The following is a 25,348-nucleotide window of genomic DNA, read 5'->3' on the forward strand; positions in this document are numbered from 1 at the left end:
AGCCCTTTCTCAGCGTTTTTGTTTGGATAGAACGTTCCGGCCCAGTCGTTCAAGGGCAGCACGCAAGTCTTGGTCGTGAACCTCGCGCGTCACTTTGTCTGCCTCGGCAACGACTTCCGGCGCGATGGTGGGTTTCGCCTGTTTCGGCCGATGCTCGAAACTGGCCTGCCCCTCGGCAAATCCTGTGGGAGCGGTCTGGGTGATGCGGATGCGGCTGATGGCACTGTAGCCATAGACGGCATTCACTTTGTCGCGCAGACGGTCCTTCTGCATCTCGAGCATCGGGGCCTGCGGTCCGGTGGTCAGCACGGTCAATGTGGCGCCGAACCCACCCTTTCCATAGCCCACCTTGACCGGTCGGGCGATGGCGGCGATGTCGGGGCCCACGATATCGGCCCAATGGGTCAACAGGCGCGACACGGCAAAGCCGCGACTTTCACCGGCTTTGCGGATCCGATCGCTCAGCAAGGACGCGGTGCGTTTGAACCCGCGGGTGGTGGACCGTCTTGGTTGCATCTGGTTTCCAACTCTTGCGCCGCTATTGTAATGGGCGTGCATCCGGGCGCCAGCGAAACCCGACAGAGAAATGGATAAAACTTGCGTGACACCGCCACTTTCGACCTGAGCCGCAGCCTGCTTGCCTGGTACGACCGACATGCCCGCGACCTGCCGTGGCGGGTCAGCCCCGCCGACAGGGCCGCGGGCGTGCAACCCGACCCCTATCGCGTGTGGCTATCCGAGGTGATGTTGCAGCAGACCACGGTGGCCGCCGTGCGGGATTATTTCCTGCGGTTCACCTCGCGTTGGCCGGATGTCCGGGCGCTGGCCGCCGCACCCGATGACCAGGTGATGGCGGAATGGGCCGGGCTGGGCTATTACGCCCGCGCCCGCAACCTGCTGAAATGCGCCCGCGCGGTGGTGGACCAGCACGACGGGCGCTTTCCTGACAGCCATGATGCGCTGCTGAAGCTGCCCGGCATCGGCCCCTACACTGCCGCCGCCATCGCGGCCATCGCCTTTGACCGGCCGGAAACCGTGCTGGACGGAAATGTCGAGCGGGTCATGGCCCGGCTGTATGACATCCACGACCCGTTGCCGAAATCGAAACCTCTGCTGAAGGCGAAGGCCGCCGCGCTGACCCCGGACGACCGCCCCGGCGACTATGCTCAGGCGGTGATGGATCTGGGGGCCACGAATTGTACGCCGAAGTCTCCGGCCTGTGGCATCTGCCCCCTGCGAGACCCGTGCGAGGCCCGCGTTGCCGGAACACAGGCCGACCTGCCACGCAAGACGCCCAAGGCACCGAAGCCCACCCGGCTTGGCCACGTCTACATCGCGCAGCGCGCCGATGGCGCAATCCTGCTGGAACGCCGCCCAGAAACCGGGTTGTTGGGCGGGATGCTGGGCTTTCCGGGCTCGGACTGGGCCGAGGACGCGGCCGAAGCGCCGCCCTTTCCGGCCGATTGGACCCTGCTGCCCGCCGAGGTGCGCCATACCTTTACCCATTTCCACCTGACCCTGCGCGTCTGGACCGCCGCCGTTCCCGCAGAGGTGGACCCCGTGGGCTTGGTCGTGACGCCCATACATGCCTTTCGCCCCGGCGCTCTTCCGACCGTGATGCGCAAGGCGCATGATCTGTGGCGCGGCAGTTCTGCATCTGGGAAAATGGATCGGGCAGGATTATCCTGACGGCAGAGTTTCGGAGCCTGACCATGATCTCGACTGATACCCTGTCGCGCTGGCAATCAGCCCTTCCTTTCTGGGTTTCGTTCATATTGATCCCGATCCTGTGGTTCACTGCTTTCGCCGGTGGCTGGTGGGTGCTGCTGGTGCCGCTGTCCACCTGGTGGTTGTTTGCGGCGCTGGACGGCCTGACCGGGCTGAACCTTGAAAACGCCGACCCCGAAACGCCCGAGGACGCGCTGCGCTGGTACGTCCTGCTGACCAAGGCCTGGGTTCCGGTCCAGTTTTTCACGCTCTATGGCCTGATCTGCTACGCCACCCGCGCCGATCATCTGTCATCACTGGAAAAGATCGGGCTGTTCTTCGGGATGGGCGTGATCTCGGGCACGATCGGCATCAACTACAGCCACGAACTGATGCACCAGAAGGGCCGGCTGGAGCGGTGGCTGGGCGACATCCTGCTGGCGATGGTTCTGTATTCGCATTTCCGGTCCGAACACCTGCTGGTGCACCACCGCTATGTCGGCACGCCCCGCGACCCGGTGACCGCGCGCTACAACGAGGGGTTCCACCGCTTCTATCCGCGCGTCCTGCGCCAGTGCCTGGTGTCCGCGTTCCAGGCCGAGAAGGCCAAGCTGGCGCGCAAAGGGCTGAACTGGACGGACCGGTCGAACCCGTTCTGGCGGTACTGGGCGCTGCAGGGGTTGATGCTGGCGCTGGCGCTGCTGCTCGGCGGATGGGCGGGGCTGGGGCTGTTCCTGGTTCAGGCGGGCACCGCGATCTGGCAGCTGGAGCTGGTCAACTATGTCGAACATTACGGCCTGACGCGCAAATACCTGGGCGACGGCAAATACGAGCACGTCCGGCCGCGCCATTCGTGGAACGCCGCGCACAAGGCCTCGAACTGGCTGCTGATCAATCTGCAACGCCACTCGGACCACCATTACAAGCCCAACCGGCGGTTTCCGCTGCTGCAGAACCACCCTGCCGAAGCGGCCCCGCAACTGCCCTATGGCTATCCGGTGATGACGATCGCGGCGATGGTCCCGCCGCTGTGGCGGCGTGTGATGAACCCGCGGGTGCGGGCTTGGCGGCGACAGTACTACCCCGAGATCACGGACTGGAAGCCGTACAACAAGGCAATGCTTCCGATGCCACGGTCCTGAGAGCGGTCAACGCAGCGCCCAGATATCGACCGGCCGCTCGACGCCGCCAACCGCCTGTGCATCGTGGCGCTGGAACCCGTTCATCAGATCGGCAGCCGTCGACGCTTCGCTTAGGGCCTTTTCGCGCAGCGCGTCGCTGATGACAATCCGCGCACCCATCTTTCGCGTCATTGCTTCAAGCTTGGCAGCCAGATTGACCGCGTCTCCGATCACCGCGAATTCCAGCCGGTTGGCCCCGATGTCGCCCAGAACGACCGGACCGTAGTGAACACCGATGCCAACCTGAATCTCCTGCTCGCCTGCCCGTCGGCGTTCCAGATTCCAACGGTCGATGATGTCAGCCATTGACCGCGCGCAGGACAGGGCGTTGACCGCGTCCAGCGGAGTTGGAACCGGCGTGCCGAACGTGGCCATCAGCCCGTCGCCCAGATACTTGTCCAAGGTTCCGTGGTGATGGAACACCTCGGCCTCCATTCGCGCATGGAAGCCCCGCAGCACCTCGATCACCTCATACGGGTCGCGGCCGGCAGCGAATTTCGTGAAGCCCACGATGTCGATGAACAGAACCGCGATGTTTTCCTTGCGCACCTGCTTGAGCGGTTCGTCGTTCTGGCTCAGCTCCTCGACCACGTTGGGCGAGAAGTATCGCGACAGGTTGGCGCGTTCCCGCTCCAGTCCAGCATTTGAGATCAACAGGCGATTGAGCCGCCGCATCGACACGCCCAGCGTAACCGCGACCATCATGAACACGATCACCTCTTGCACGCGCATCGGAACCATGAAGCTGTTGGGGTCCAACAGTTCGGCCACGGCCGGATAGCCCTGCAACGCGGTGGCAACCTTTTCGCTGAGGCCAGAGATGGGCGTGGCCACCCACCAGGCGACGATCCAGCCCGCCGTCCACATCAGGGCCGTCCAGCTGCCCATGGCGATCACCGTGCGCCAGGAATAGGCCAGCGTACCTGCGGCCAGGATGATGAAGAAATACTGGAAATTGTCGAACCGGTACTGCATCGCCAGCGGGCGCACATCGTCGCTGAACGGGTTGGGAACGACCATGCCCAGCGTCATGATCAGCAGATCGGCGAAAATCAGCAGAAGCTCGATCCGGGATTGGCCCACACGGCCAGCGCGCCGGATCAACCAGCCGTTGCCGCAGAGTAGCAGCAGGATGAAATGATACCACATCACATCCCAGTTCGGATTCAGAAACACCAGCAGGACACCGGTCAACGCCATGGCGATCCAGCGGGCGCGGACGGCCAGTTCCAGCCCTTCGCGCTTGTGCCGTTCCAGCGCGGCTTCGGTGTATTTGTTGTCCAAATTGAATTTGTCCGGCGTGGTCACGAAAAACCGCTGAATCCGGGATTGGCTGGCCGTGGTATCAGACATTTCTGATGCTCCCTCGCTATGTAGCGGGATATGGGGTCGAACCATCCAAACATCACGGGGCCAAAAACAAAAGACCCCGCCGGGTTCGGCGGGGCAAGGCTTGGTACCATGTGTCAGGCCACAGGCACCGGCGGTATTGGTGGAATCAGTTGTGCAGTTCGGCCCGGATCTGCTGGCGCAGCACGTCGATCGGAACGGTTTTTCCGTCGCGCTTGAAGCACCAGTATGTCCAGCCATTGCAGGACGGCGCGTTTTCCAGATGCGCGCCCACCTGATGGATCGAGCCCTTGATGTTGTCGCCCACCAGCGTGCCGTCGGCCCGCACCTTGGCCTTGTGACGCCGGTTCATCGAATACAGCTCTTCGCCCGGGCGCAACATGCCGCGTTCGACCAGCTGGCCGAAGGGCACGCGCGGTTCGGCGCGCTTGCTCGCGCTGACCTCGAGCGCGTCACGGTCGAACTTGCGCACCTTGGCGATGCGCTTTTCGGCCACCTTGCGATAGCTGTCCTCGCGCTCGATCCCGATGAACTCGCGCCCCAGCATCTTGGCCACCGCGCCGGTGGTGCCGGTGCCGAAGAACGGATCAAGCACCACGTCGCCCGGATTGGTCGAACCAACCAGAACCCTGTGCAACAAAGACTCAGGCTTCTGCGTCGGGTGCGCCTTGTCCCCGTTTTCATCTTTCAGGCGCTCGTGGCCCGTGCAGATCGGCAGCACCCAGTCGCTGCGCATCTGCACGCCTTCATTCAAGGCCTTCAGCGCCTCATAGTTGAAGGTGTATTTCGCCCCTTCCCGCTTGCTGGCCCAGATCATCGTCTCATGCGCGTTGGTGAACCGCTTGCCGCGGAAATTCGGCATCGGGTTCGATTTGCGCCAGATCACGTCGTTCAAAATCCAATAGCCCGCATCCTGCAGGGCCGAGCCCACGCGGAAGATGTTATGATACGAGCCGATCACCCAGATCGCCCCATTGGGCTTGAGCAGGCGATGCGCGGCCTTCAGCCACTCGCGGGTAAACTGGTCATAGGCGGCAAAGCTCGAGAACTGGTCCCAATGATCATCGACCGCATCCACCTGGCTGTTGTCCGGGCGATGCAACTGTCCTTTCAGTTGCAAATTATACGGCGGATCCGCAAAAATCAGGTCGACCGACGCCTCGGGCAGACTGTTCATCACCTCGATGCAGTCGCCAGATATAATCGTGTTTAAAGGGAGCGCGGATGCGCCCTTTGTCTTGGTGGTTGTCATGTCTCTGCCTCAAGTTCCACGGCGCTTTTGCGCTCATTTGGTTGAGACTAGGATGAGTCAAACCGGATTCGGCGTCAAATTCTTTTTTGAATCAGGGGGTTACGATTTACTCTTGATACAAGATATTGTGGACGGGCTTGAACGAACGTCTATGGTGTGGGGTTACCCCAAGATTTTGCAGCGCCTCGCGGTGTTGTTTGGACGGATAGCCCGCATTGGTTTCCCAGCCGTAGCCCGGATGCTGTTGCGCCAAATCCACCATCAGTTGATCGCGCCAATTCTTTGCAAGGATCGACGCCGCCGCAATCGAGACTGACTTCGCATCCCCCTTGACCACAGCCTGCGCCGGCAAGGTCAGCCCTTTGGGGATCAGATTGCCGTCGATCAACAGGTAGTCCGGCGCAGGATGCAGGGCGGCGACGGCGCGCTCCATCGCCAGATGAGAGGCATACAAGATATTGAGGTCATCAATTTCCTCAACCGACGCCTCGGCAATGGCAAACTCGGCCCGGGCGCGCAGATCTTCGTCAAGGGTGCGCCGCCTTCGCGCCGTCAGCTTCTTGGAGTCATTCAAACCGTCGGGGATGTCTTGCGGATTCAGAATGACCGCGGCCGCAACGACCGGACCGGCCAACGGGCCGCGGCCCACCTCGTCTACACCGGCTATTCGGGGGTAGCCCTGCGCAATCAGCGCCTGTTCCAATTCAAACGTCGGAGTCGTCATCCCCTCGGCAAACCGCTTTTTGGTCCGAACCGCAACAAAAAAGAAGGAGGCGACCCAGGCCGCCCCCTTCCCGTACAGCGCTTCTGCGGCGCTGCTCCTGCTCGAAACCGACTACTGGTAAACCACGCGGTATCCTTTCTGGCGCAGGCAGGCGGGTTCGTAGGCCCGCTTCACCTTCTTGCCGTCCCAGAACCCCACTTTGCACTGTTGTGGCAGGCTATTGGCATGTTTGTAGTGTTTCTCGAGGCAATTCAGCCCCAGCAAAGGACGTTTCTTCGAATAGCCGTTGTAGGTCTTCAGGCAACGTTGCGGCAGGTCGTAGCGGGCGACGCGCCGGGGCAGCGGGCGGATATGATCGGGCCGAACGTTTTGCGGCTGGTAGACATAGTTGTTCTGCCGGGTGACACGCTCTTTGCGCTTTTCCTTGTTATAGTGATTGACGGCCGCACCGATGATGGCAATGGCCGCCAACCCGCCCAGAATATCATGGGCGTCGGCCGCCTTGGCCTGGGATGCGGAAACGCCGGTGATGGCGACTGCGGTGGCGACGACGAGGGCGATGAACTTCCGGTGCATGACAAGTGTCCTTTCAAAGCTGGACGCGGCGCCACTGGCTGACCGCGAAACTGATGCAACAGCTTTCGGCCACCCGCCGACAGACAAGCAATAACGGCCCAGTGTTATCCGATATCATCGCCGCAAACCCTTTGAGATATTGAATATCGTGCCAAGCCATGCGCAGGATGCAGCCTATGAAACAGATCCTCTCTTTCCTGGTCGTTGCGACGTTGATATCGCTGAGCACCACCGTTTCGGCGGCCGAATGCTATGCCGATTACAAGGCCAAACAGGACAACCCGCTGCGCCTGCACTATGGCGTGATGCAGGTGTCCGCCTGCAAAAAGGGGCAAGCCAAGCAAGAGGTGGCCAAAAGGCTGAAATCCTCGGGGTGGACGTTGCTCAACGTGATCAGCGTTTTCGGACCGGAAGGGTTGGATCAAAGGAAGGCCAATGCCGGAAAATTCTATCTCCGTTTCTGAGGCTCGGCGGTCTGGCACCCGGCTGGTCGGAGCAGGCATCGCCGCAATCGTCGTGATCCTGATCACGGCCGCCGCCTTCTTGTTCTGGACCCTGCCCGATGCCAATGCTTTCAACGCACGGGTCGAGCGGCTGTTCGTCGAAAGCGATCTGACCACCCAGGCTGAAATCCGATTGCTGGAGATCCTCGCGCAATCCGGAACCGCATTTGCCGACACGCTGGCCAGCTACCGGATGGTGATCTTCGTGCTGCTGATCTTTGCCACGGCCATGCTGTTGGCCGCCTTGGTGTTTCTGGTGATGCTGGTGACGTTGAACCGTCGAATGGCCCAGATCGAGCGCACGGGAATCCAGGTCACGTCGCTGCTGATCAGTCGCGAAGAGAACACCGTCTACCTGAACAACATGGATTTCAAGCTGACGCCCGCAGCGATGGAAACACTGGCCGTCTTGGCCGAGTCCCGCCTTGACGACGAAGTGCTGTCGGGGGTTCAGATCGAAGCCATGATCTCTGGCCGAGACATATCGGACTGTGACGAAGCTGCCGGGGCCACGCGCATCAAACGGCTGCGGGACGCGCTGGGCAATCAGATGGTCAGCGAGCTGTTGGTCAAAAACATCGCCAAAAAGGGCTATATGCTGGCGATCGAAAAAGACGTGATCCAGATGGTCTGACCACCTCGGCCGTGGATCGCGATCGGTAAATTCTGTGTTGCGCCCCTTGGAAATCGGGCTGCAAAAGCCCATCCTCTAGGGACCCGGGCAAGGGAGACGGCCGATGAATGTCCACGCCACACGGAATACGAACGGCTACGGAATTTCGATCGAAACGCTTGACGGCAGGGTTGCCATCTACCGCGATGACATCCTTCTGGCTGAAAGCACGAATGCCAAGGTCATGTATGAAACCCGGCTGCCGCCTGCGATTTATGTTCCGCGCGAAGACGTGCGCGTTGATCTGAGCGGCGAGACCGAGTTGCAGACCTTCTGCCCGTTCAAGGGCACGGCAACCTATCACGATGTCCTGATCGGCGACGAACGGTTGGCAAACTCGGTTTGGGCCTACGAGGATTCTCTGCCTGAAAGCAAGGCCATCCAAGGTCACATCGGCTTCATGCCGGCGGCCTACACTCATATCGATCTGGGCGACAATCAATTGCGCCAACCGCGAGACGGCAACATCAGCGGCCCGTTGATCGATTGGTTGATGCGTGGCGCGGGGTCGATCTCAACACCGGAAGATTTCACCAAGACCCTGGCCGAAAAAATGCTGGAACACGGCATCGCCATTCAACGTCTCAGCATCCTTGTCTGGTCGCTGCATCCCCTGATCGCAGGCAAGCACTACATCTGGGAAAAGGGTGCCGAGGAGATTTCGACCAATATTCCAACCTACGAGATTCACGACCACCCCGCGTTCATCAACAGCCCCTTGCGGCATGTCTCGAACGGATTGGGCGGCGTTCGGCAACGGCTGAACGTAGACAACCCCCACAACAGTTTCCCCATCATGGAGGACCTGCGCGCCAAGGGGGGCACCGATTACGTGGCAATGCCTCTGCCGTTTTCCGACGGGCGTATCAATGTCCTGACGTTGACCTGCGACCACCCCAACGGCTTTACCACGGAAAACCTGGGGCTTGTCTTTGAGTGCTCGGCCGTCATCGCCCGCTACTATGAGGTGTTCATGCAGCGCGAGAATTCTCAGGCCCTTCTCGAGACCTATGTGGGCAAACGAACCGGGGCCCGCGTTTTGGGCGGCGACATTCGTCGCGGCGACGGCGATGACATCGACGCGGCCATCATGTTCTGTGACCTGCGCAACTCGACCAGCCTGGAAGAGGATCTGGGCCGCACGGAATACATCAACCTGTTGAACGAATTCTTCGAAACGGTGTCCGGCATCGTCCACGACAACGACGGTGAGGTTCTAAAATTCATCGGCGACGCCGTTCTTGCGGTTTTCCCGGCAGGTGAGGACCCCGGCAAGGCACGGTCAGACGCTCAGCGCAGTGCCGTTGAAATCGTCGAGAAATTGGCCGAGCTGCGTCGCTCCGACAAGAACCGGCAATGCGATTGCTCGATCGGCGTATCGTTCGGGCGTGTTACGTACGGAAATGTCGGTTCGCGCGAGCGGCTTGATTTCACGGTGATCGGACATGCAGCCAATGTCGCGGCGCGGTTGGGCGAGTTCGGCAAGCTCAATGGCCATCGGATCGTCGTTTCCGAAGATATCGAGCCGGCCTGTTCCCGGGCCGTTCCATTGGGGCCGGTCGACTTGCACAACGTTTCGCATCCGGTGATGTCTTTTGCCTTGCAGACATCCGCTGACACGGTTCTGGATGCCTGAGCATCCGGCACCCTTGCCCCCCCGATCCCAAATAGCCATTCATAGCTGCGCACGGCACTGGTGCGCTTTCTGATCCTGGCGCGAGGTACTGACCTTAGCCCGAACGGTTCAACTTGCGGCGCCCAGCAAAATCAACGCAGTTTGCGCGGGAGAAATCGAACTCTGCATCTGTGCGATCTGAGTTCGGGCGAGATAAGTATCCGTCAGTTCGGCAATTGCATCGGCATCGACGAACTGCGAAAGGTTCGGCGAACCGGTCACTCTGCTCAGCTTGTCCCGAAATACGTCCAGCTGCTTGTCGATATCCAGCTGGCCAAAGCTTGACGGCAGGCCCAACGCTGTTTCCATCATGCTGCGCAACGGCGGCAGGCTCATCAGATCGTACCACTTCTTGGTCTCGCTTCCGGACTGCCCGGCAAGGTCTTTCAAAGCGTGCTGGGCAAAAAGTGCGATCCGCATCGAGTCGTCGGTTTCTCCGACCGAGCTTTCGAACCCGGCGACGACATTCTTCTGAGCGATCTTGTCCATGTCAGTGATCAGTGCGGTTTTCCGAACTTCGCCCGGACCCAAGCCGAATGCTTCGGAAAACTCCCGATATCTGCTGTCAGCAAGCCGGTTCGCAAGGGCGTCATCCGAACTCGTACCGTCTGACAAGACCTTTTGAATGAAGTACCGATTGTCCAGGTCACCTTCCAATCCGAACGCGCCCAACGCGACCTGCAGCAGTCGCCGGTCAGAGACCAGATCTTCTGCCGATCGGACGTTTCGGATGTTTTCCACAAAATACTGCGTGTCCCGGTCATTGACCGCCGAGGTGGAAAAGGCCTGCAACTGGGCGTCATAGGTGCGCTGCAAAAAACGCCACCCCACGATACCCCCAGTTGGAATGACCGGCAGGAATGTCATTGCCGATAGGCCATCAGACGCTCTTCGCGCGGCAGCAACGATCGAAGCGCCTTCAGGCATTTGTAGTACTGCTCGGCCACCAGGGCTTCGGTCGCCTGTGCCAGGACCCGGCGACTGTCGACATCCGTGAAGACCTGGCTCAGTTCCTCGATCCGTCGCAGCAGCTGTTGTTTTGCGTCTCCGGCTTCCAGATCTCCGGACAGGACCAGCTGGGCCGCGTAACACACGCGCCGGACCGGGGTTGTCACTTCGTCGGGATGTATCGCGTCGCGCAACCGAAGGACATTTGCCTCGGGCGTCATGATTGAAAAGCGGGTCCGCCGATCGCCGTTCTCAATCACTACGCCATTGATCAAAACCCGCTCTTTCGGCGCCAGCTTCAGAACCAGCCCGCCCATTACGCGGTCCCCCGCTGACGCAGCCCGCGCAAAACCGCCAGATTGATTTCAAGCAGCGGCTCGACCCCAGCCTTGCTGGCCAGAACCTGGCCCGTGTGCTGCTCGGTGAACTCGGCCAGATAGAAGATCCGCGCGCGCAGCTCATTCGGCAGTGCATTGTCCGAATCCACGACGCCGTTGGCCAGAACGGACCACAAGCGGCGGTTTTCATGCAGGGCCTGAACAAAGCCCGCGAAATCCGAGGCTTTGCGCGCGGCCGCTGCCTTGAGCCGATGCGTGATCTTTGAAATCGCCTCATATTCGGTATCACGCGGGGTTCGCGTCGGAGCGGCGGACTGAGCATATGCCCGTTGGGCAAGCGTTTGCAGGGTCACTTGAATTCCTTTCAAAAGGCCGTCGTATTTGCAGTCACAGCCGGGGCGCGTTGGTCACGCCCCGACCAAGTTTCCGCGTTAGCGGAACAGCGACAGGATCGACTGCGGCGCCTGGTTGGCGATCGACAGCGATTGTGTCGCCAATTGCTGCTGGACCTGCAGGGCCTGCAGACGGGCCGAGGTCTCTTCCATATCGGCGTCCACCAGCGAGCCGATGCCGGATTTGAATGAGTCAGTCAGGTTCGAGATGAACTCCTTCTGGGTCTCGATCCGCCCTTGCGCCGAACCGAATGCGGCCGACGCGTCAATCGCCGTGTCGATCAAGGTTTCGATCGTGCCCAGTGCTGCGGCAGCGCCGGCACTGGTCGAAACGTCAATCGACGACAGCGCACCAAGACCGCCAGAACCGGCATTGGTGAACTGGGCCGAAACGGTTACGTCGCGATCTGCGTCAGCACCAGCGGTTGCGGTCCCGGTCACGAAGGACAGCGTACCCGGCGCGCTGGAGTCATAATCGATCGCAACACCGGTGATCCCAAGCGCGTCGATCTGGTTCTTCAGCCCCACTGCCACGATGGCATCTGTGTAGGCAGAGTCATAGGTTCCCGAAGGGTCCAGATCGCTGGCCTGTACGGTGTACGAAGCAACTTTGTCCCCGATCGTGATCGACACTTTGTCACCGACGGCGAAGTTGTCGGTCGAACTATCGATCACGATATCACCGGACCCGCCCGACTTGTCCATTGTGAACCCGGCGGCGTCATTGTCAGTGGTCGCGTTGTCCGAGCCGGCCAGAACACCCTTGCTGGCATATCCACCGGTCGACAGGTCCTGGCTGGCCACAGATATCGACGACGAGGTCACGTTGCCCGCACTGTCGCGATCCAGCGACGACAGGATCGATGCGGTGCCCGCTGACCCGTCCAAAAGATTGAGGCCGTTGAACTGTGCGGCACCGACAACCGATGCGATCTGGTCCCGCAGGGCGGTTACGTCATCATTGATCTTGCCGCGGTCGACGTTGTCCTCCTGTGCGGCGACGATCTTGTTCTTCATCTGGGTCAGCAGGTCGGTCACGGTTTCCGAAGCGTTCCGCGCCACGGCGACAGTCGATTCACCCAATGCCAGGCTATCCTTGATCGCGTTGAAACCGTTGACGTCGGATTCCATCACCTTGGAAATCGCCCATACGGCCGAGTTGTCCTTGGCGGTAGCGACATCTTTACCCGTCGAAATCGCGTTCTGGGTTGCTGCAAGGTTCTTGTTGACCGATTTCAGGGTCTGCAGCGCCACCATCGCGCCGTTGTTTGTCAGAATGCTGGACATGTTTTTCATCCTTTTCCATTCGGGCCTTCTTCGCCCAGTGACGCCCGACCATCATTGGCGGACGTGTTGTCGTTCTGACCTGTGCGAGCTACCGGTCGGTGCTCGCGCCACCTTCTTTCGAGGTGCGGGACCACTATTGGGCCTGACCTCCTAACGGAGTGCTAAGGCGGTCCGACGGAAAAGGACGGATTTGAATCAAACCGGCCGTTAAGCACGTTTTTCCAGCTTGGGATCCTGACGGACGGCGAAACCATTGCGTTGCCCGGACGCGTCATAGGTCGTGAATTCCTGCCGGATTTTTCTGAGTTCAGCCATCCGGTTCATGACCGCCCGAATCCCTTCGGCCGCGCTGTTCAGCAGGCCCTGATTGCGCTCGACCTTCTTGTGCAGCCGAATCAAGTCGTCACTGTCGTGCACCTGCATCTCGTTGATTGCGCCGATCAGCTTTTCCTTCTGCGGCATCATCTGGCCCAGTCGATCCAGGTCCCCCTCGACCAAAGCCCTGCGCTCGAGATCAAGAACCTCCTCGAGAGCGTTGATCAGTCCCTGCTTGTGCTCAGTCGGCATGGGTCTTCTCCATCATTGCATTGAAAAGGGTTTCAGACAGTCCGATCCCGCCGGATCGGGCCAATTGCCTGGCCTGCTCCTGCAGCAGGAAAGACGAGAACTGGTCTTCGCCCGCGCCACCTCCGAAAGCCTGCCGCGCCTTGTCCAAGCCTGCGGCTTTCAGCATTTCGGCTAGAAAAGTTGCCTCAAGCTCGACCGCTGCGGCCTTGAGTCTTTGTTCGGTCATATTGCTGCGTGGTACCGGCGCGAGGTTTGGGATTTCCATCGCCCTCTCCGAAAATTGTTTCGATCTTTGTCGATCAAAGCGAAGAGCGGTTAAAATAAACGTAACTACCTTGAGGGCAGGTTTGGGCCAAACAACCGGAGCCGGAGCAAAATGCCCAACGCCCTGACCATGATGACCAATGTGATTTCCGGCGGAAAGCCGAATTGGGCCGCAAAGTCCGAGCCCCAAACAAAAGGCGACTCTGATTTCGCGGAACTCATGGCCGAAGATGAGATGCCGAACCTAGAGGCCGAGGCGAAACCTCATCCGGACAGCCGCGCGGGTCCGGAAATCGTGGATGGCGATGAAAACACCGACCCTGACGTCCCGCAAGCCGAACCCGATTTGGCTGAACCGCTGGATTTGCAGGGATCACAACAGGACGCCCGACAGAAAGACACGCCTCTGTCCGCGGCAACGCCCGGTGAACTTCCAAAGCGCGAGGCGACGGCGCACGCCACTCTCGAGGCCAGCCCTCCGGCGGAGGGACGCCAGTCAACTGCCGCCGCGGCCATGCGCGCAGTAACCTCTGATCCCGATCGCCGATCGCTCGCGGGCGACACGGGCAAGGGAGCCGAAGCGCCCGAGCGTGCCGCGAGCACAGCGCCCCAACCTGCGTCAGCCGCAAAAGAGCAGTTGAACGCCACCGAACCTGGAGTGAGTGGAGGGCTGCAGAACCGAAAGGACGAATTGCGCACTGCAACCGGTAAAGAAGCCAGGCGCGACGAGCAGGCCACCGGATCGTGGGGGGTGGATCAACGGCCGGCCAAACCTGCGGGCCAAAGAACGGAATCCATCATCCGGGCGCAGATCGTTGGTACATCGGAACGCGCAGCACTGAAGGACCGGATGCCAGAGGACAGTCTGCGCGACCGGATGCCAACGCAGGACTTGGGTACGACCCCAGCGCAAAGGGATACAGGCCCGACCAACAGCGCCCCGCTCTCGGGCCGGGCAGAAATTGCTCGGGCGGTCGCCGGGCAAATGGCGGCCACCATCGTCGCAAAGCCGGGAAGCGGAAGCGTGGAAATCGCACTGACTCCGGAAGAGCTGGGCAAAGTTTCGATCAAGGTGACCGGGCGCGAAGACGGGTTGCACATGATGATCGTCGCTGACCGGCCCGAAACCATGGATCTCATGCGCCGGCATATTTCGATCCTTTCAGCCGAGTTCAAAGAGATGGGGCTGGGCGATCTTTCCTTTGATCTGGGCACCTCGGCGAACCCAGAACAGGACGCTGAGCCAACTGAACGAAGCACATTCATCACCGCAGGGGACCTTGACCCTGCAACCGAAACACCCGCTCGGACCCGCCCAACCCAGGTGGACCGGGCGTTGGACCTGAGGCTTTGAACCATGATCACCACTGCGGCATCCGCGACACAAACACCCTCAACAGCGCAGCCAACGGGAACTTCGACAGCGACAGGGCTGACCTCGGACTTTGAGACGTTTCTCATGATGTTGACGGCGCAGGCGCGCAACCAGGACCCGCTGGAGCCACTGGATTCGTCGGAATATGCGTCGCAACTCGCCCAGTTTTCGATGGTCGAGCAGCAGGTGCAGACCAACGACCTTCTGGCAAACCTCACCGCCGCCCTGAGCAGCGTCAATCTGGATGAGCTGTCAAACTGGATTGGGGTCGATGTTCAGGGGGCAGCCTCCTTCCGGTTTGCTGGCCAGCCACAGACCATATTCACTCAGCCCGACCTGGGCGCGGATGCGTCTGTACTGGTCATCAAGGATTCTGACGGAACCGAAATCGACCGGGTCTCTGTTCCGGTATCCGAGACCGAGTTTCTTTGGGCTGGAGTGGATGCATCGGGCATTCCGATGCCCAACGGCACCTATTCCGCAACGCTGGAAAGCTATTTGGGGGATGAACTGCTCTCGGCGCGGCCTGCGGCCACCTACAGCCGCGTCGTCGAAGCACAAGTCGGGGCCGGTGTCGTCATGTTGACCTTGGACAGCGGCGTCGTGATTCCGGCAACCGACATCGTTGCCGTTCGTACCGGCGCTTGAACTCAGGGGCGCTGCGGGCCAAGGATTGGCGGTCCAGATTCGCAACGCTTCGGTGTCTCAACTGTCCGTTCCAACCGCTCCTCCACCCGGCCTTGCAGACCAACTTGCCGAAAGCGGGTTGATCGCAAAAGACGCCCAGTTCGAGACGCTGTATGGCGGACGCACGAACCAGGTGTGGAAGGTACTGGACGCCGAGCCGGACCGGGTTTTGAAGGTCTATCGGTCTTCCCTTCAAAACCCGCTGTTTCGCAACGACGCCCAACTCGAAGCAGCCTGTCTGCACGCACTTGCTGCGACGGGGTTTGTTCCGCGGCTTCGCGCCTCGGGCAGCTTTGGCTCGGATCGCTGGGTTTTCTATGACCATGCGGCTGGCACTCCGTGGCGAGAAGGAACCGCGCAGGTGGCGCAACTGCTGCATGATCTGCACGCCCGAGAAATCGTGCTTGAGGTCCCTAAGGGATGCAATGGAAGCGTTGATCTCGATCATCACGGCACCCGTATCTTGAAGGGTTGCCGCTCGGAACTCAGCGCCGTTCTGGCCGAACGCAAACCCAGTGTCCAGGTGCCGCCGACCCCCCGAGTATGCCTGATCCATGGCGACCCGGTGGCCGGCAACATCCTCGTCTCCCCTGCGGGGCTGACACTGATCGACTGGCAATGCCCGGCGATGGGTGACCCATGCGAGGATCTTGCCCTGTTCCTGTCACCCGCAATGCAGCACCTCTATCGTGGCAAGCCGCTGAGCCCCGAGGAAGAGGCTGCGTTTCTGTCGGCCTATGACAGCCCGCAGACGGTGCGCCGATACCTCGAGCTGAAGCCCTGGTACAATTGGCGTATGGCCGCCTACTGCCTGTGGCGGGCCGAGAATGGTGCGCCAGCCTATAGGGCCGGCTTTGACCTTGAGGTTGCGGCCCTCTGACTGTGAGCCGTATCACAAATCGGCAAGGGCCATGGCCGCATAAGCCGGTGGCATCAGCAGTCGCCGCCAGCGCCCGAATGGGAACTTTGACGGCGGTTTGGCGATGACGTCCGGAATATTCGCGGGCTCACCCAAAACCAAGCGGGCCAATGCCCGCCCGCAATAGCTGCCCATCGCCACGCCGTTCCCGTGATAGGCCAGACCGGCAAACAAGCCCGGGTGGCCCGGAACCTCCCCGACAAAGGGCAGCAGGTCACGGGTCAGGCAAACCATACCTGACCACATATGAGTTGCCTCAACCTCGGCCCAACCCGGGAACATGCGATCAAAGTCACTGCGTACTTTGCGACGGATCGCAGCTTCGGCGCGCGGCGAGGACATTAGGCCTCCTCGCATTCCGAAAAGGAACCGGTTGTCCGGCATCAGACGGAAATAGTGCAGCAGGTTGCGCGTGTCGTACGCCATCTGGCGCGAAGTCCAACCCTGTTCCTGCAATTCAGCTTCGGTCAGCGGACGTGTCACCATGACCGTAGACTGGGCGGGCATGTAACGGGCGTCCAACCAGTCGGGCAGATCGTCGCTGGAATAACCGTTGGTGCAGATCAACACCGTCTTGGCCTGGATACGGCCCGCGGGGGTGGTCATCTTGTGCCCGGACCCGGCTTTTCTGATGTCCTGAACCGGGCTTTTCGAGAATACTGCGGCACCTTGCGCCTGCGCGGCCCGGGCCAACCCGAACAGGTATTTCTGCGGGTTCAGCCCAAAGCCGACTGGATCGGTATATCCGCCAAAGAAACGGCCCCCCATACCGAGGCGTTCCAAATCCGACGGCTCATGCAGAACCCCACCGCTTTCCGCGCGACGCCGCAGCCGCTCTATCGCGCGCGGGCTGTGCGCAAGCTGCGTCTCTCCTTCGGAGTGAACGTCTGCGTCGATCCGAAAGCGCTGCAAAAGATCCGCAACCAAGGCGACCGCGTCGGTTTCGGCCTGCGCGTAATCCTGTGCCGCCGAAATCCCATAGCGCCGCGCAAGTGTCGCCGAACCAAGCTTGGACCCTCCTTGGCAGCAAAACCCACCATTGCGCCCCGAAGCGCCCCAGGCCGGAGTTTCGGCTTCGAACACGGCGACAGAAACACCGCGTTCGGCGAGGTGCAGGGCCGCAGACAATCCGGTGAACCCGCCGCCGACAATCGCAACGTCGGTCGACAAATCACCCGAATGAACGGGCCAGTCAGGCGCCGTAGTGGTTTCATCCCACCAACACCCCTCACGGGGGCCGGGGCCATAGGTATAGGCCGGAAAGATCCGCTTCATTCGGTGCGCGCGGCGGCTTGTTCCTCTTGCCGCTGCCGGACCATCGCGCGTTTCGACACCAGCGACGCGGTGATCACACCGACGGTGACCACGGCGATCATGATGGTCGACAGCGCGTTGATTTCCGGGCTGACCCCCAGTCGTACGGCCGAGAAGATCTTGATCGGCAGGGTCGTGGCCGAGGGGCCGGACGTGAAGGACGCGATCACCAGATCATCCAGCGACAGGGTGAAGGCCAGCAGCCACCCCGAGATCACCGCCGGCGCGATGATGGGGAGCGTCACCAACCTGAAGGCCTGTGCCGGCGAGCAGCCCAGATCCAGCGCCGCCTCTTCCAGCGACTGATCGAACGTCACCAACCGCGAGGACACCACGACCGACACGTAGCACATCGAAAAGGTCGTATGCGCCAGCACGATGGTCAGGATTCCCCGGTCCAGCCCGATCCCGATGAACAGCAGCAGCAGCGACAGGCCGGTGATCACCTCGGGCATCACCAGCGGCGCGTAGATCATGCCGGAGAACAGCGTGCGGCCAAAGAACCGCCCGCCCCGCACCATGACATAGGCGGCCATGGTGCCCAGAATGGTCGCCAGCGTCGACGAGAACACGGCGACGCGAACGGTGACCCAAGCCGCATCCAGAAACGCCTGGTTCTGCATCAGCTCGCCATACCATTTGGTCGAGAACCCGGCCCAGACCGTGACCAGCTTGCTTTCGTTGAAGCTGAAGATGATCAGGATCACCATCGGGATGTACAGAAACGCAAAGCCCAGCGTCAGCGAGACCGTGTTGAACCAGCTCAGCCTGTTCATTGCTCTGCCTCCGCCTGTTTCTGCTGGTTGCGCTGGAACAGCACGATCGGGATCACCAGGATCAGCAGCAGGATCACCGCCACGGCGCTGGCCACCGGCCAGTCGCGGTTCGAGAAGAACTCCTCCCACAAGACCTTGCCGATCATCAGTGTGCCTGACCCGCCCAGCAGCGAGGGGATCACGAATTCACCGATCACCGGAATCATCACCAGGAAGCATCCCGCAATGATGCCCGGGCGCGACAGCGGGATGGTCACCAGCCAGAAGGCCTGCGTGCGCGAACAGCCCAGATCCTCGGCCGCCTCGATCAGCGAGCCGTCCAGCCGGTCCAGCGCGGCATAAATCGGCAGGATCATGAAGGGCAGATAGGTGTAGACGATACCGATATAGACGGCCGTCTGCGTATTCAGAATGGTCAGCGGGGTCGAGATGATGCCCGTCCACAGCAGGAACTGGTTCAGGTAGCCTTCGTTCGACAGGATCCCCATCCACGCATAGACGCGGATCAGGAACGAGGTCCAGAACGGCAGGATCACCAGCATCATCAGCGTCGGGCGCCATTCCTCGGGCGCGCGGGCCATGCCATAGGCGATGGGATAGCCCACCAGCAGGGTCAGCGCGGTCGCGATCAGCGCGATCTTGACGCTGGACAAGTAGGCTTTCCAGTACAGGTCGTCCTCGGTCAGCCAGACGAAATTCTCGAAATCCAGCTGGCTGAAGAATTCCTTGATCCCAGCCCAGCCCTGCGACAGATCAAGGGTCGGGGTGTAGGGCGGGATCGCAAGCGCGATGTCCGACAGCGAGATCTTCAACACGATGAAGAACGGCACCAGGAACAGGGCCAGAAGCCAGACATAGGGGATGGCGATCAGGACCGCGCGGCGCATCAGTCTGCCAGCAGAACCGCCGCCGTGGCTGTCCAGGACAGCCAGACAGGGTCTTCCCATGTGAAGGACCGGCGCGAGATGCGGCGGGTATTGGCCGTCTGCGCCTTGATGATCGTCCCGTTTGGCAATTCGACATGGTAGGTCGACAAGTTGCCCAGATAGGCAATGTCATGCACCTTGCCCTGCACGGCGTTGACGGCATCGGCAGGACGCTCGGCCGAGATCGTTACCTTTTCCGGCCGGATGGCCAGGTGACAGGCCTGCCCGTTTCCGAAGCTTGCCGCGGACGTGGCGGTCAGAGGCGGCTGGCCCTCGGCCCATTCGATACTGTACGTGCCCTCACCGGCTGCGGTTGCACGACCTTCGATGATGTTCACGTCCCCGATGAAATCGGCGACATAGACGGAATTGGGGTTTTCATAAATGCGGTCGGGCGTGGCGACCTGCATCAGCTTGCCCTGATCCATCACGGCAACGCGGCTGGCCACCGTCATCGCCTCTTCCTGGTCGTGGGTCACGATCACGAAGGTGGTGCCGGTCTTTTCCTGAATGTCCATCAGCTCGAACTGGGTGTCCTGGCGCAGCTTCTTGTCCAGCGCGCCCAGCGGTTCGTCCAGCAGCAGCAGTTTGGGCGCCTTGGCCAGCGACCGGGCCAGTGCCACGCGCTGACGCTGGCCACCGGAAATCTGGTGCGGTTTGCGGCGGGCAAATTTCTCAAGACGGGTCAGGCGCAGCATCTCCTCGACCCGGTCTTCCAGATCATGCTTGGGCATGTTGTCCCGGCGCAGGCCAAAGGCGATGTTGTCCCAGACATTCAGATGGGGAAACAGCGCGTAGGACTGGAACATCATGTTGACCGCCCGCTTGTTCGGCGGAACCGGGTCGATGTCCTGACCACTCAGCATGATGTGGCCTTCGGTGGGTTTCTCGAACCCCGCCAGCATCCGCATCATCGTCGTCTTGCCGCAACCCGACGGCCCCAGCAAAGCAAAGAATTCCCGCTCGAAGATGTCCAGCGACAGATTGTCGATGGCAGTAAAGTCCCCGAATCGCTTGGTCACATTTTTGAACTGGATCAAGGGTTTCGCCTGCGGATCTTCCCACGGCGCAAAGACGGTAGAGTTCAAATCGGCCCCCGTAAGTCAGCCTGTACAGGTTGTGCGCAAGGCAGAACCATTCTGCCTTGCGCAATCATTTCGGATCAGGTGCCCGATTTGATCTTGGTCCACAGGCGGGTCACGACCCGCTGCGTTTTGGCCGGGTAAGGCGTGGTGATGTAGAGGTTCTGCATCGTGGCATCATCCGGGTAGATCGCCGGATCGCCGATCACGTCTTCTTCCAGAAACTCCTGCGACGCCTTGTTGCCGTTGGCGTAGTAGACGTAGTTCGACGCCGCCGCCATGTTGTTGGCATCCAGGATGAAGTTCAGGAATTTATGCGCGCCGTCCGGGTTGGGTGCATCCACCGGAATGGCCATCTGGTCGAACCACATCAGCGAGCCTTCGGCAAACGGATGGTATTCGATGGTCACACCGTTGTCGGCCTCATCCGCCCGATCGCGGGCCTGCAGAATGTCGCCCGACCAGCCCACGGCCACGCAGATGTCCCCATTGGCCAGTGCATTGATGTATTCCGAGCTGTGGAACTTCTGAATGTAGGGACGCACGCCCGTCAGCACCTCTTCGGTCTTGGCGATCACGTCGGTGTCATGGCTGTCCGGATCTTCGCCAATGTACTGGAGTACCATGGGAATGATCTCGGACGGCGCGTCCAGGAAATGGACGCCGCATGAGGCCAGCTTTTCCATGTTCTCGGGCTTCAGCACCAGGTCCATGCTGTTCAAGGGCGCATCGTCGCCCAGCACTTCCTTGACCTTGTCGACATTCACGCCCAGCCCCGTGGTGCCCCACATGTAGTTGATCGAATAGGCGTTGTCCGGGTCATATCCGGCCGTACGTTCCTGGATCACATCCCAGAGGTTAACTGCATTGGGCAGCTTGGACATGTCCAGTTTCTGGAAGGCTCCAGCCTGGATCTGGCGCTGAAGGAAGGTGCCCGACGGCACCACCACATCGTAACCGGATCCTCCGGCCAGCATCTTGGTTTCCAGAACCTCGTTGCTGTCGAACACGTCGTAGATCAGGGTCAGACCCGTCTCTTCCTGGAATTTGCTCAGCAACTCCTCGTCGATGTAGTCCGACCAGTTGTATACGCGCACCTCTTCCGCAACAGCGGCCGACGTCCCCAATGCGACAATTGCCGTCATCGTCAGCGTTTTGATTTTCATTTTCTTCTCCCTGCAAGTGTACGGGCATTTTCCCGTTTTTTTGGATTTGATCAAGTTTTGCGTTTTCCCTCGATACGTCGTATGGTTTCACGGGGCAAGAAACCTGACAAGCCGGGAGCATTGGGATCGGGGTGAACCAATTGGATTTGATCAAAAATAAGGCATCTGCTGCAGTGACCCAGACCGAAAAACGACCAGCACATGAACAGGTGTACCAGACACTGAAGTCGCAGATCATGTTCGGCGATCTGGTGCCGGGGCAACCGGTCACGATCCAAGGCTTGACCGATTCGCTGGGCGTGGGCATGACCCCGGTGCGCGAGGCTATCCGGCGCCTGATCTCGGACGGTGCGCTGATCTTTCAGGGTAACCGGCGGGTCAGCGTCCCCCTTCTGACCGCAACAGATGTCGAACAGATGATTTTCGCCAGAAATGCCGTAGAATCAGAGCTTTCCCGGCGCGCAGCAGTCAACATGACCACGGCGGATATCGACCAGCTTGAAAAGATCGACGAACAGCTGGATCGCACGATCGCCGACGGGGACGTTGGCGGCTATCTTCGCCTGAACCATGCATTCCACGAAAAACTCTATGACCATGCCGGCGCGCCTATTCTAAAGGATTTGGCCGAGCGCCTGTGGCTGCGATTCGGGCCGTCCTTGCGCGTCGTCTGTGGGCGCTTCGGCACCCAGAGCCTTCCAGACCGGCACAAGGACATCATCGATGCCTTGCGCGCCAGCGACGCTGAAAAAGTCGCAAAAGCAACGACCCAGGATATCGAACAGGGCATGGAACTGATGGCCGAGGCGCTGGCGACCGAATAGGTCAGCGCGATTCGATTGACAGAAAAAAATTTGATCATATTGTGACGGCAACCGCTGTTGCAGGAGTAGAGACCGATGTCGACCATCACCAACCACATGCCGACCGCCGAATTGCAGGCCCTGGATGCGGCGCATCACCTTCACCCGTTTTCGGCCAACGGCGCACTGGGCAAGGAAGGCGCGCGCGTCATCACCCGAGCCAAGGGCGTCTATCTGACCGACAGCGAGGGCGAAGAGATCCTGGATGCCATGGCCGGCCTGTGGTGCGTGAACGTCGGCTATGGCCGCGACGAACTGGCCGAAGTGGCGGCGCGCCAGATGCGCGAACTGCCCTACTACAACACCTTCTTCAAAACGACCCATGTCCCGGCGATCGCGCTGGCGGCGAAACTGGCCGAGCTGGCGCCGGGTGACCTGAACCATGTCTTCTTCGCCGCCGGCGGGTCCGAGGCCAATGACACCAACATCCGTCTGGTCCGCACCTATTGGGCGGAAAAGGGCCATCCGAACAAGAACATCATCATCAGCCGCCACAACGCCTATCACGGGTCGAGTGTGGGGTCGGCCTCGCTGGGCGGCATGGCCGGTATGCACGCGCAGGGCGGCATCCCGATCCCGAACATCCACCACATCAACCAGCCCAACTGGTGGGCCGAGGGCGGCGACATGACGCCCGAAGAGTTCGGTCTGGCCCGCGCACGCGAGCTGGAAGAGGCCATCCTGGAATTGGGCGAAGACCGCGTTGCCGCCTTCATCGCCGAGCCGGTCCAGGGTGCGGGCGGCGTGATCGTCGCGCCCGACACCTACTGGCCGGAAATCCAGCGCATCTGCGACAAGTATGACATCCTGCTGATCGCCGACGAGGTGATCTGCGGCTTTGGCCGCACCGGAAACTGGTTCGGCTCGCAGACCATGAACATCCGCCCGCATATCATGACCATCGCCAAGGGGCTCAGCTCGGGCTATGCGCCCATCGGCGGCTCGATCGTCAATGACGAGATCGCCGAGGTGATCGGCGGGACCGAGTTCAACCACGGCTATACCTATTCGGGCCACCCCGTCGCGGCGGCCGTCGCGCTGGAAAACCTGCGCATTCTGGAAGAAGAAAAGATCGTCGAGCATGTGCGCGATGTCGCGGCCCCCTATCTGAAACAGAAATGGGAGGCGCTGGTCGATCACCCGCTGGTCGGCGAGGCCAAGATCGTGGGCATGATGGCCTCGATCGCGCTGACGCCGGACAAGGCCAGCCGGGCCAAGTTCGCCTCCGATCCGGGTACTGTCGGGTACATCTGCCGCGATCGCTGCTTTACCAACAACCTGATCATGCGCCATGTGGGCGACCGGATGATCATCTCGCCGCCGCTGGTCCTGACCCCGGCAGATATCGACGAGATGTTCGTGCGCATTTACAAGTCGCTGGACGAGGCGCAGGCCGAGATCATCGCCCAAGGCTTGATGAAAGCGGCCTCGTGAGTTCAGCGAAATATCAAAAAAGGGCGGTCCGGTAGGGCCGCCCTATTTCGTTCACCGCATCCGTTCCAGCAATTGCACGGTTGCGTACCCATCCGGCAAAAGACCACGCGCCATCTGATAGGCCCGCAGCGCATTGATGGTGTTCGGACCGATCCGCCCGTCGATGGCCTGCGTGTCGAACCCGGCCAGGGTCAGGCGCAGCTGCAATTCCTTGCGTTCGGTAAAACTCAGCACCCGGTCACCGCGCGGCCAGCTTGCGCGGAACGGACCCTGACCGGCCAGCCGGTCCGACAGGTGACCGATGCCGATCACATAGGCATCGGCGCCGTTGTAGCGCTCAATCACGCTGAAATTGTCAAAGATCATCAAGGCCACGCCACCGCTGCCGGCCGGCAGCAGGATCGAGGCGGGTCCAAAATCTGCGATGCCACCGCCGTTTGCAGCGCGGACGCCGCGTGCGGCCCATTCCGAGGGCAGCAGACTAACGTCCCGACTGGCGCTGGCATAGTCGAACCCTTTGGGCAAACGCACCTCGACCGCCCAGGGCTGACCTTTGGTCCACCCGAACTTGGCAAGGTAGGCGGCAGCGGACGCAAGCGCATCCGTAGGATCGTCCGACCAGATGTCGCGGCGTCCGTCGCCGTCGAAGTCAACCGCATGCTCCAGGTATGAGGTCGGCATGAATTGCGTGTGCCCCATGGCACCCGCCCAACTGCCCGTCATTCGGTCCGAGGTGATGTCGCCGGCCTGCACGATTTGCAATGCCGCCAGCAACTGCGTTTCGAAGAACTGCGCACGCCGCCCGTCATGGGCCAGCGTTGCAAGCGACCGAATTGTCTGGCTGCTGCCCCGATACGTGCCGTAGGATGTTTCCAGCCCCCAGACCGCGACCACCACCTCTTTTTCGACCCCGTACCGGGCTTCGATCCGGTCCAGCGTATCCTTGTACCGCACCAGCGCCTTGCGCCCATTTGCGATGCGCAGGTCTGACACGGCCGAATCCAGATACTCCCAGATCGGTTTCGAGAACTCGGCCTGACTGCGATCGCGCTTGATGGCGTCGTTGTCGTAGGTCAGGCCTGACAATGACCGGTCCAGGACCTGCGGCCGGATACCTGCCGCAACTGCCCGGTGCCGGAAGGCGTTCAACCAAGTCTCGAAGCTGGCGTTGCCTTCGACGACCACCCGGTGCATGCCGGTGGTCGGCCTTGGCACCGGCCGGATCGAAACCGTCAGATCGGCCGACGCCAACTGGATCGAATCCAGCGCCGGTCTGATCTGTGGTCGTTTGGTTGTATTCGAAGTCTCCGCCTGCAAGATGGATGCCCAAAATGCGGCGGCCACAAAGCCACACACATATTTCATGATT

General features: G+C 60.8%; 27 protein-coding genes. 10 read left to right on the forward strand and 17 right to left on the reverse strand.

Annotated elements, in window-relative coordinates; all coding sequences use genetic code 11:
* Positions 1-9 precede the first annotated feature (9 nt).
* Entirely contained in the window at positions 10-516 is a 507-nt protein-coding gene (locus tag K3752_RS14570) for a DUF721 domain-containing protein (protein WP_170341278.1), read from the reverse strand.
* An 81-nt stretch (positions 517-597) separates the two neighbouring features.
* On the opposite strand from K3752_RS14570, the gene mutY reads away from it, so the two are divergent.
* Complete coding sequence (gene mutY, locus K3752_RS14575) at positions 598-1,689, forward strand: A/G-specific adenine glycosylase (protein ID WP_260063623.1); 1,092 nt, start codon at positions 598-600, stop codon at positions 1,687-1,689.
* A gap of 23 nt (positions 1,690-1,712) precedes the next feature.
* Positions 1,713-2,849, forward strand: coding sequence for an alkane 1-monooxygenase (locus K3752_RS14580; protein ID WP_260063624.1), 1,137 nt, complete (start codon positions 1,713-1,715; stop codon positions 2,847-2,849).
* 6 nt (positions 2,850-2,855) lie between these two features.
* Here K3752_RS14580 and K3752_RS14585 read toward each other — a convergent pair whose 3' ends face one another.
* From K3752_RS14585 to K3752_RS14600, 4 genes are all read right to left on the reverse strand, one after another.
* On the reverse strand, positions 2,856-4,241 hold the full coding sequence (locus K3752_RS14585) for an adenylate/guanylate cyclase domain-containing protein (protein WP_170372961.1): 1,386 nt from the start codon (positions 4,239-4,241) through the stop codon (positions 2,856-2,858).
* Positions 4,242-4,386: 145 nt separating this feature from the next.
* A complete protein-coding gene (locus tag K3752_RS14590; protein ID WP_260063625.1) occupies positions 4,387-5,490 on the reverse strand; it encodes a site-specific DNA-methyltransferase in 1,104 nt (367 codons plus the stop codon).
* Positions 5,491-5,596: 106 nt separating this feature from the next.
* Positions 5,597-6,214, reverse strand: coding sequence for a ribonuclease HII (locus tag K3752_RS14595; RefSeq protein WP_170360772.1), 618 nt, complete (start codon positions 6,212-6,214; stop codon positions 5,597-5,599).
* A 111-nt stretch (positions 6,215-6,325) separates the two neighbouring features.
* On the reverse strand, positions 6,326-6,790 hold the full coding sequence (locus K3752_RS14600) for a hypothetical protein (RefSeq protein ID WP_260063626.1): 465 nt from the start codon (positions 6,788-6,790) through the stop codon (positions 6,326-6,328).
* 176 nt (positions 6,791-6,966) lie between these two features.
* Between K3752_RS14600 and K3752_RS14605 the strand changes: the two genes are divergently transcribed.
* From K3752_RS14605 to K3752_RS14615, 3 genes are all read left to right on the forward strand, one after another.
* Positions 6,967-7,254: a hypothetical protein gene (locus tag K3752_RS14605; protein ID WP_093964235.1), complete on the forward strand. Its 288-nt coding sequence runs from the start codon at positions 6,967-6,969 to the stop codon at positions 7,252-7,254.
* On the forward strand, positions 7,226-7,927 hold the full coding sequence (locus K3752_RS14610) for a helix-turn-helix domain-containing protein (protein WP_093964234.1): 702 nt from the start codon (positions 7,226-7,228) through the stop codon (positions 7,925-7,927). Before K3752_RS14605 ends, K3752_RS14610 begins: the two co-directional genes overlap by 29 nt.
* 103 nt (positions 7,928-8,030) lie before the next feature.
* On the forward strand, positions 8,031-9,602 hold the full coding sequence (locus K3752_RS14615; RefSeq protein ID WP_170360768.1) for a DUF427 domain-containing protein: 1,572 nt from the start codon (positions 8,031-8,033) through the stop codon (positions 9,600-9,602).
* A gap of 108 nt (positions 9,603-9,710) precedes the next feature.
* On the opposite strand, the gene K3752_RS14620 is transcribed toward K3752_RS14615, so the two are convergent.
* The 6 genes from K3752_RS14620 to K3752_RS14645 form a co-directional block, all read right to left on the reverse strand.
* Positions 9,711-10,508: a DUF1217 domain-containing protein gene (locus tag K3752_RS14620; protein WP_170433955.1), complete on the reverse strand. Its 798-nt coding sequence runs from the start codon at positions 10,506-10,508 to the stop codon at positions 9,711-9,713.
* On the reverse strand, positions 10,505-10,906 hold the full coding sequence (gene flbT / locus K3752_RS14625; protein WP_170370105.1) for a flagellar biosynthesis repressor FlbT: 402 nt from the start codon (positions 10,904-10,906) through the stop codon (positions 10,505-10,507). Before flbT ends, K3752_RS14620 begins: the two co-directional genes overlap by 4 nt.
* Positions 10,906-11,280 carry a flagellar biosynthesis regulator FlaF gene (gene flaF, locus K3752_RS14630; protein ID WP_260063627.1) on the reverse strand — a complete coding sequence of 125 codons (375 nt, stop codon included), beginning with the start codon at positions 11,278-11,280 and terminating at the stop codon, positions 10,906-10,908. The genes flbT and flaF overlap by 1 nt, the downstream gene beginning before the upstream one ends.
* 78 nt (positions 11,281-11,358) lie before the next feature.
* On the reverse strand, positions 11,359-12,606 hold the full coding sequence (locus K3752_RS14635) for a flagellin (protein WP_260063628.1): 1,248 nt from the start codon (positions 12,604-12,606) through the stop codon (positions 11,359-11,361).
* A 207-nt stretch (positions 12,607-12,813) separates the two neighbouring features.
* Complete coding sequence (locus K3752_RS14640; protein WP_260063629.1) at positions 12,814-13,173, reverse strand: flagellar biosynthesis protein FlgN; 360 nt, start codon at positions 13,171-13,173, stop codon at positions 12,814-12,816.
* A complete protein-coding gene (locus K3752_RS14645) occupies positions 13,163-13,438 on the reverse strand; it encodes a rod-binding protein (protein ID WP_170341256.1) in 276 nt (91 codons plus the stop codon). Before K3752_RS14645 ends, K3752_RS14640 begins: the two co-directional genes overlap by 11 nt.
* A 111-nt stretch (positions 13,439-13,549) precedes the next feature.
* On the opposite strand from K3752_RS14645, the gene K3752_RS14650 reads away from it, so the two are divergent.
* From K3752_RS14650 to K3752_RS14660, 3 genes are read left to right on the forward strand one after another with little or no spacing between them, the layout of a single operon-like run.
* Positions 13,550-14,791: a flagellar hook-length control protein FliK gene (locus K3752_RS14650; protein ID WP_260063630.1), complete on the forward strand. Its 1,242-nt coding sequence runs from the start codon at positions 13,550-13,552 to the stop codon at positions 14,789-14,791.
* Positions 14,792-14,794: 3 nt separating this feature from the next.
* Positions 14,795-15,460 carry a flagellar hook capping FlgD N-terminal domain-containing protein gene (locus K3752_RS14655; protein ID WP_170439259.1) on the forward strand — a complete coding sequence of 222 codons (666 nt, stop codon included), beginning with the start codon at positions 14,795-14,797 and terminating at the stop codon, positions 15,458-15,460.
* 52 nt (positions 15,461-15,512) lie between these two features.
* Positions 15,513-16,379 (forward strand): aminoglycoside phosphotransferase family protein, encoded by an 867-nt coding sequence (locus K3752_RS14660; protein WP_260063631.1) that lies wholly within the window; start codon positions 15,513-15,515, stop codon positions 16,377-16,379.
* Between the two features lie 12 nt (positions 16,380-16,391).
* On the opposite strand, the gene K3752_RS14665 is transcribed toward K3752_RS14660, so the two are convergent.
* From K3752_RS14665 to K3752_RS14685, 5 genes are all read right to left on the reverse strand, one after another.
* Positions 16,392-17,693, reverse strand: coding sequence for an FAD-binding oxidoreductase (locus tag K3752_RS14665; RefSeq protein WP_260063632.1), 1,302 nt, complete (start codon positions 17,691-17,693; stop codon positions 16,392-16,394).
* Positions 17,690-18,508 (reverse strand): ABC transporter permease, encoded by an 819-nt coding sequence (locus K3752_RS14670; protein ID WP_170360749.1) that lies wholly within the window; start codon positions 18,506-18,508, stop codon positions 17,690-17,692. The genes K3752_RS14665 and K3752_RS14670 overlap by 4 nt, the downstream gene beginning before the upstream one ends.
* Complete coding sequence (locus tag K3752_RS14675; RefSeq protein WP_005980379.1) at positions 18,505-19,395, reverse strand: ABC transporter permease subunit; 891 nt, start codon at positions 19,393-19,395, stop codon at positions 18,505-18,507. The genes K3752_RS14670 and K3752_RS14675 overlap by 4 nt, the downstream gene beginning before the upstream one ends.
* Positions 19,395-20,522 carry an ABC transporter ATP-binding protein gene (locus K3752_RS14680; protein WP_170372953.1) on the reverse strand — a complete coding sequence of 376 codons (1,128 nt, stop codon included), beginning with the start codon at positions 20,520-20,522 and terminating at the stop codon, positions 19,395-19,397. Before K3752_RS14680 ends, K3752_RS14675 begins: the two co-directional genes overlap by 1 nt.
* A gap of 74 nt (positions 20,523-20,596) precedes the next feature.
* Positions 20,597-21,682: a polyamine ABC transporter substrate-binding protein gene (locus K3752_RS14685; RefSeq protein WP_093964222.1), complete on the reverse strand. Its 1,086-nt coding sequence runs from the start codon at positions 21,680-21,682 to the stop codon at positions 20,597-20,599.
* A 140-nt stretch (positions 21,683-21,822) separates the two neighbouring features.
* Between K3752_RS14685 and K3752_RS14690 the strand changes: the two genes are divergently transcribed.
* Together K3752_RS14690 and K3752_RS14695 are read left to right on the forward strand one after the other, a co-directional pair.
* Positions 21,823-22,506: a GntR family transcriptional regulator gene (locus K3752_RS14690; protein ID WP_093964408.1), complete on the forward strand. Its 684-nt coding sequence runs from the start codon at positions 21,823-21,825 to the stop codon at positions 22,504-22,506.
* 75 nt (positions 22,507-22,581) lie between these two features.
* The gene (locus K3752_RS14695; RefSeq protein ID WP_260063633.1) at positions 22,582-23,979 is read left to right on the forward strand and encodes an aspartate aminotransferase family protein; all 1,398 of its coding nucleotides are present in this window, start codon (positions 22,582-22,584) and stop codon (positions 23,977-23,979) included.
* 51 nt (positions 23,980-24,030) lie between these two features.
* On the opposite strand, the gene K3752_RS14700 is transcribed toward K3752_RS14695, so the two are convergent.
* On the reverse strand, positions 24,031-25,344 hold the full coding sequence (locus K3752_RS14700) for a lytic murein transglycosylase (protein ID WP_260063634.1): 1,314 nt from the start codon (positions 25,342-25,344) through the stop codon (positions 24,031-24,033).
* Positions 25,345-25,348: the final 4 nt, after the last annotated feature.

Origin of the sequence: Ruegeria sp. B32 (genome assembly GCF_025141855.1) — a bacterium.
In the GTDB taxonomy this organism is placed as follows: Bacteria; Pseudomonadota; Alphaproteobacteria; order Rhodobacterales; family Rhodobacteraceae; genus Ruegeria; species Ruegeria arenilitoris.

Excerpts from the sequence above, each read along its gene's own strand:
- K3752_RS14615 (WP_170360768.1), top strand. The coding sequence starts at position 8,031 with ATGAATGTCCACGCCACACGGAATACGAACGGCTACGGAATTTCGATC.
- K3752_RS14620 (WP_170433955.1), bottom strand. The coding sequence starts at position 10,508 with ATGACATTCCTGCCGGTCATTCCAACTGGGGGTATCGTGGGGTGGCGT.
- K3752_RS14685 (WP_093964222.1), bottom strand. The coding sequence starts at position 21,682 with ATGAAAATCAAAACGCTGACGATGACGGCAATTGTCGCATTGGGGACG.
- K3752_RS14595 (WP_170360772.1), bottom strand. The coding sequence starts at position 6,214 with ATGACGACTCCGACGTTTGAATTGGAACAGGCGCTGATTGCGCAGGGC.
- K3752_RS14590 (WP_260063625.1), bottom strand. The coding sequence starts at position 5,490 with ATGACAACCACCAAGACAAAGGGCGCATCCGCGCTCCCTTTAAACACG.
- K3752_RS14635 (WP_260063628.1), bottom strand. The coding sequence starts at position 12,606 with ATGTCCAGCATTCTGACAAACAACGGCGCGATGGTGGCGCTGCAGACC.
- K3752_RS14570 (WP_170341278.1), bottom strand. The coding sequence starts at position 516 with ATGCAACCAAGACGGTCCACCACCCGCGGGTTCAAACGCACCGCGTCC.
- K3752_RS14665 (WP_260063632.1), bottom strand. The coding sequence starts at position 17,693 with ATGAAGCGGATCTTTCCGGCCTATACCTATGGCCCCGGCCCCCGTGAG.
- K3752_RS14645 (WP_170341256.1), bottom strand. The coding sequence starts at position 13,438 with ATGGAAATCCCAAACCTCGCGCCGGTACCACGCAGCAATATGACCGAA.
- K3752_RS14610 (WP_093964234.1), top strand. The coding sequence starts at position 7,226 with ATGCCGGAAAATTCTATCTCCGTTTCTGAGGCTCGGCGGTCTGGCACC.
- K3752_RS14600 (WP_260063626.1), bottom strand. The coding sequence starts at position 6,790 with ATGCACCGGAAGTTCATCGCCCTCGTCGTCGCCACCGCAGTCGCCATC.
- K3752_RS14700 (WP_260063634.1), bottom strand. The coding sequence starts at position 25,344 with ATGAAATATGTGTGTGGCTTTGTGGCCGCCGCATTTTGGGCATCCATC.
- K3752_RS14695 (WP_260063633.1), top strand. The coding sequence starts at position 22,582 with ATGTCGACCATCACCAACCACATGCCGACCGCCGAATTGCAGGCCCTG.
- K3752_RS14670 (WP_170360749.1), bottom strand. The coding sequence starts at position 18,508 with ATGAACAGGCTGAGCTGGTTCAACACGGTCTCGCTGACGCTGGGCTTT.
- K3752_RS14580 (WP_260063624.1), top strand. The coding sequence starts at position 1,713 with ATGATCTCGACTGATACCCTGTCGCGCTGGCAATCAGCCCTTCCTTTC.
- K3752_RS14655 (WP_170439259.1), top strand. The coding sequence starts at position 14,795 with ATGATCACCACTGCGGCATCCGCGACACAAACACCCTCAACAGCGCAG.
- K3752_RS14605 (WP_093964235.1), top strand. The coding sequence starts at position 6,967 with ATGAAACAGATCCTCTCTTTCCTGGTCGTTGCGACGTTGATATCGCTG.
- K3752_RS14585 (WP_170372961.1), bottom strand. The coding sequence starts at position 4,241 with ATGTCTGATACCACGGCCAGCCAATCCCGGATTCAGCGGTTTTTCGTG.
- flbT (WP_170370105.1), bottom strand. The coding sequence starts at position 10,906 with ATGGGCGGGCTGGTTCTGAAGCTGGCGCCGAAAGAGCGGGTTTTGATC.
- K3752_RS14640 (WP_260063629.1), bottom strand. The coding sequence starts at position 13,173 with ATGCCGACTGAGCACAAGCAGGGACTGATCAACGCTCTCGAGGAGGTT.
- K3752_RS14650 (WP_260063630.1), top strand. The coding sequence starts at position 13,550 with ATGCCCAACGCCCTGACCATGATGACCAATGTGATTTCCGGCGGAAAG.
- K3752_RS14675 (WP_005980379.1), bottom strand. The coding sequence starts at position 19,395 with ATGCGCCGCGCGGTCCTGATCGCCATCCCCTATGTCTGGCTTCTGGCC.